General features: G+C 63.1%; 5 protein-coding genes. All 5 read left to right on the top strand.

Translation table 11 applies throughout. The annotated features are described in order from the left end of the window. The coding region (locus AC1DMG_RS19595) for an alpha/beta fold hydrolase (RefSeq protein WP_477180948.1) at positions 1–413 on the top strand (413 nt) is incomplete at its 5' end. A gap of 31 nt (positions 414–444) precedes the next feature. After that, the gene (locus AC1DMG_RS19590) at positions 445–630 is read left to right on the top strand and encodes a PspC domain-containing protein (protein ID WP_121880953.1); all 186 of its coding nucleotides are present in this window, start codon (positions 445–447) and stop codon (positions 628–630) included. A 62-nt stretch (positions 631–692) separates the two neighbouring features. Then, positions 693–1,706: an S-methyl-5-thioribose-1-phosphate isomerase gene (mtnA, locus tag AC1DMG_RS19585; RefSeq protein WP_477175972.1), complete on the top strand. Its 1,014-nt coding sequence runs from the start codon at positions 693–695 to the stop codon at positions 1,704–1,706. Next, a complete protein-coding gene (locus tag AC1DMG_RS19580) occupies positions 1,703–2,113 on the top strand; it encodes a GtrA family protein (RefSeq protein ID WP_441604081.1) in 411 nt (136 codons plus the stop codon). Before mtnA ends, AC1DMG_RS19580 begins: the two co-directional genes overlap by 4 nt. 138 nt (positions 2,114–2,251) lie before the next feature. Then, the gene (gyrA, locus tag AC1DMG_RS19575; protein WP_477180947.1) at positions 2,252–4,846 is read left to right on the top strand and encodes a DNA gyrase subunit A; all 2,595 of its coding nucleotides are present in this window, start codon (positions 2,252–2,254) and stop codon (positions 4,844–4,846) included. Positions 4,847–5,004: the final 158 nt, after the last annotated feature.

The raw sequence follows: 5,004 nt of genomic DNA, 5'->3' as shown, positions 1-5,004 counted from the left end.
GCCTGAATCAGCAGAAATACGTGGGTCTGGTCGACATCCTCGACAATCCCAAGGAGCTGCAGAATTTCCTGCGCATGGAACGCTGGATCTTCGATTCGCCGGACCAGGCGGGCGAAGCGTTCCGCGAATTCATCAAGGACTTCTATCAGCAGAACAAGCTGATCAAGGGCGACCTGATCATCGGYGGCAAGCCGGTGGACTTGGGCATGATCACGCACCCCGTGCTGAATATTTTCGCCGAGCAGGATCACCTCGTGCCGCCGGATGCATCGCGCGCACTGCAGCAGCATGTGGGCAGCACCGACTACACGCAGATCGCGTTCAAGGGCGGCCACATCGGCATCTATGTGTCGGGACGCGCACAGCGCGAAGTACCGCCGGCTATCCATCAGTGGCTCAGTACGAGAAACTGAGCTTCATCCACCGCGACCACAGGGCACAGTCATGGAAAAGCGCCTGCATCGATCACTGACGGACCGCAAAATCGCCGGCGTCTGCGGCGGTATCGCCGAGTACCTCGGCTGGGATCCGACCCTGGTGCGCGTGCTGTGGATCGTGCTCACCTTCCTGGGTGGCTCGGGCATCGTGGCCTATCTGATTCTCTGGCTCGTCATGCCCGACGGCCCCTGACCTCCCGGTTGGCGCGCTGACGCGCCGCCGACTTTCGTTTTCATCGCTGGGTTTTGTGTTTTATGGATTACGACCGTTACGACCGCATCCGTGCCGTACAGTGGCAGGGTGACCATCTCCGTTTGCTTGATCAGCGCCTGCTGCCGCAGGAAGAACGCTGGATCGACTGCGCCAATGCCGCCGATGTCACCCAGGCCATCAAGGACCTGGCCGTGCGCGGTGCGCCGGCGATCGGCATTGCGGCGGCGTGGGGTGTGGTGCTCGCGGCCAGGCAGGGTCAACCGCTGGAACCGGCGCTGGCCATGCTGCGCGCGGCCCGTCCCACGGCCGTCAATTTGATGTGGGCGCTGGATCGGATGAAGTCGCGCATCGCCGCGGGCGCCGATGCTGCCGCACTCGAACGCGAAGCCCAGGCCATCCAGGACGAGGACCTCGCCGCCAATCGCCATATGGGCGAACTGGGTGCGGCCTTGATCGCGCCGCATTCGGGCGTGCTCACGCACTGCAATACCGGCTCGCTGGCGACGTCCGGTTTCGGCACGGCGCTGGGCGTCATCCGCGCAGGCGTGGCTGGCGGTCGCATCGAGCAAGTGTTTGCGGGCGAAACGCGACCGTGGCAGCAGGGCGCGCGCCTGACCATGTGGGAGCTGGTGCGCGACGGCATTCCCGCCAAGCTGATCGCCGACTCCGCCGCGTCGCATCTGATGCGTTCGGGTGCGGTGCAATGGGTGATTGTTGGTGCCGATCGCATTGCCGCCAATGGCGACACCGCCAACAAGATCGGCACCTACCAGCTCGCCATCGCGGCACGCCATCACGGCGTGAAGTTCATGGTGGTGGCGCCGTCGTCGACGGTCGATATGGCGACCGCGTCGGGCGACGACATCGAGATCGAACTGCGCGACTCGGCTGAGCTGTTGGCGGTGGCCGGCCGCCGCACGGTGGTGGAAGGCGCCGATGCGTGGAATCCGGTATTCGACGTGACGCCGGCCGAGCTCATCGATGCCATCGTCACCGAGCGCGGCGTGATCGAGCGTCCGACCACCATCGCCATGCAGGCGCTGTTTGGTCGATGAAGCTATCCCGGCAATTCTTCCTTTTCACCATCGGTGGCGTCATCGGCTTCATCGTTGACGCCGGCCTCGCCCAGGCCCTGGTGAGCTGGAATGGCTGGAATCCGTATTACGCGCGTCTGGTCTCCATTCCGTTGGCGGCCACCGCAACGTGGCTGTGGAATCGCCGGCAGACCTTCAAGCACAGCGAAAGCGGGCGAGGGCTGTTCTCCGAATGGCTGCATTGGATGGCGCTGATGGGCGTGGGCGCCCTGGTCAATTACGGCACCTATGCCGCGCTTTTGATGGGCTTTCCGATGCTGCACCGCTGGCCTGCCATCGCCACCGCGGGCGGTTCTTTCGTGGCTGCCGTGTTCAATTTCTCGACAGCGCGCCTGATGCTTTTCAAGGGCGCCAAAACGTCCGCGTAAGCCATTGATCCATATAGTGAAAATACTGTGAATCCCGCGTCAAACGTGGTACACTTCACAGGTTATCTCAAGGCAGCCCGCGCCTAGTTCCTGGGGGAGCGCGCCGGGGCCCTCTACCTTCATCATGGAAGCCGATTGATGGCAGAACTCGCCAAAGAAGTCATTCGCGTCAATATCGAAGACGAGATGCGTCAGAGCTACCTCGATTACGCCATGAGCGTGATCGTGGGACGCGCCCTTCCCGATGTCCGCGATGGTCTGAAGCCGGTCCATCGCCGCGTTCTGTTCGCCATGAACGAACTGGGCAATGCATGGAACAAGCCCTATAAGAAATCGGCCCGCGTGGTCGGTGACGTGATCGGTAAATACCATCCGCACGGCGATTCGTCGGTATACGACGCGATCGTGCGCATGGCGCAGMMKTTCTCSCTGCGCTACATGCTGGTCGACGGCCAGGGTAAYTTCGGTTCGGTCGACGGCGACAACGCGGCAGCGATGCGATACACCGAGGTGCGCATGTCGCGCCTCACGCAGGAGCTGCTGGCCGACATCGACAAGGACACCGTCGACTTCGGTCCGAACTACGACGAAAGCGAACACGAACCGCTGGTGTTGCCCACCCGCGTGCCGAACCTGCTGATCAACGGTTCGGCSGGTATCGCCGTGGGCATGGCCACCAACGTGCCGCCGCACAACCTCACCGAGGTGGTGTCGGCCACCATCGCGCTGATCGACGAGCCCACGCTGTCGATCGACGATTTGATGCATTACATCCCCGGTCCGGATTTCCCGACCGCCGGCATCATCAACGGCTCGTCGGGCATCGTCGAGGCTTATCGCACCGGTCGCGGCCGCATCCTGGTGCGCGCGCGCGCCGAGATCGAGACCGAGTCGAACGGCCGCGAAACGATCATCATCCACGAGCTGCCGTATCAGGTGAACAAGGCTCGCCTGATCGAAAAGATCGCCGAGCTGGTCAAGGAAAAGAAGCTCGAAGGCATCAGCGAACTGCGCGATGAGTCCGACAAGGACGGCATGCGCGTGGTCATCGAGATCCGTCGCGATTCGATGGGCGACGTGGTGCTCAACAACTTGTTCCAGCAGACGCAGCTGCAGGTTACGTTCGGCATCAACATGGTCGCGCTGTTGGACGGCCAACCGCGTCTGTTGAACCTCAAGGACATCCTAGAGGCCTTCATTCGCCACCGCCGTGAAGTGGTGACGCGCCGTACCATCTTCGATCTGCGCAAGGCTCGCGCCCGCGCGCACATCCTCGAAGGCTTGACGGTTGCGCTGGCCAACATCGACGAGATGATCGAGCTGATCCGCACGTCGGCATCGCCGGCCGAAGCGCGCGAGCGCATGCTGGCCCGCAAGTGGCAGCCGGGCATGGTCGCCACGCTGCTCGAAGCGGCGGGTGCGGAAGCCTCGCGTCCGGAAGACATGGATCCGCGCGAAGGCCTCAAGGCCGAGGGTTATCAGMTGTCCGAAGTGCAGGCGCAGGAAATCCTCGCCATGCGCCTGCATCGCCTCACCGGCCTGGAGCAGGAAAAGCTGTCCGACGAGTACCGCCAGGTGCTGGAGACCATTCGTGGCCTGATCGAAATCCTGGAAGACCCGGCGCGCCTGCTGACCGTGATCCGCGACGAGCTTGAAGCGGTGAAGGAAGAATTCGGCGACAAGCGTCGCACCGAGATCCAGCATTCGCAGGAAGACCTCAACGTCCTCGACCTGATCGCGCCGGAAGACGTGGTCGTCACGCTGTCGCACACCGGTTACGTGAAGCGCCAGCCGGCCAGCACATATCGCGCGCAACGTCGTGGCGGCAAGGGTCGTTCGGCCTCCGCATTGAAGGACGAGGATTTCGTCGAACAGCTGTGGGTGGTCAACACCCATGACACGCTGCTCACCTTCACCAGCAGCGGTCGCGTGTACTGGCTCAATGTGTATCAGCTGCCGGAGTCCGGCCCGAACGCGCGCGGCAAGCCGATGGTGAACCTGCTGCCGCTGGGTCCGGGTGAAAAGGTCCAGGCGGTGCTGCCGGTGCGTGAATACACCGAAGACCAGTTCGTGTTCTTCGCCACTAAGCAGGGCACGGTGAAGAAGACGCCACTCACCGAGTTCGCGTTCCAACTGCAGAAGGGCAAGATCGCCATCAACCTCGACGAGGGCGATGCGCTGGTCAACGTCGCGCTCACCGGCGGCAACAGCGATGTGCTGCTGTTTGCATCCAACGGCAAGACGGTACGCTTCGACGAATCCGAAGTGCGCTCGATGGGCCGCACGGCCACCGGCGTGCGCGGCATCAAGCTTGGCGAAGGCGCCGAAGTGGTCTCGCTGATCGTTGCCGCCGAGGGCGATATCCTCACCGCGACCGAGCGTGGCTACGGCAAGCGCACCACGCTTGACGAGTTCCCGAAGAAGGGCCGCGGCACGCAGGGCGTCATCGGCATCCAGTGCTCCGAGCGCAACGGCAATCTGGTCGCTGCCATCCAGGCCAGCGAAGCGCACGAGCTGATGCTGATTTCCGACCAGGGCACGCTGGTGCGTACCCGCGTGGCGGAAGTCTCGCAGCTGGGTCGCAACACCCAGGGCGTCACGCTGATCCGCCTGCCGTCCGACGAGAAGCTGGTGAGCGTCGTGCGTCTCGATGCGGAAGTGGAAAACGGCGAAGTCGAGGGCGAAGAAGGCCCGATCGATGCCGCTCCGGAAGCACCTGCCGACGGCGAGTGAGCCTTGCTCGCTTGGTGAAAAAAACCCGGCTACGGCCGGGTTTTTTTTGCCTGGTTAGCCCGGCGTCACTTCGACTGCATCCACACGCGTGCCGTAGAACGCCACGTAGTCCTTGATCGGCGTCACCGGGTCATACGGATGTTCATACGTCCAAACCG

It is taken from the genome of Dyella sp. 01N36 (genome assembly GCF_056399745.1).
Note: the sequence above shows the minus strand (reverse complement) of the source record. Positions and strands in the feature narration are given on the sequence as shown.

Bases quoted from the DNA above. Each gene is read 5' to 3' on its own strand.
- AC1DMG_RS19580 (WP_441604081.1), top strand. From the start codon at position 1,703: ATGAAGCTATCCCGGCAATTCTTCCTTTTCACCATCGGTGGCGTCATC.
- mtnA (WP_477175972.1), top strand. From the start codon at position 693: ATGGATTACGACCGTTACGACCGCATCCGTGCCGTACAGTGGCAGGGT.
- AC1DMG_RS19590 (WP_121880953.1), top strand. From the start codon at position 445: ATGGAAAAGCGCCTGCATCGATCACTGACGGACCGCAAAATCGCCGGC.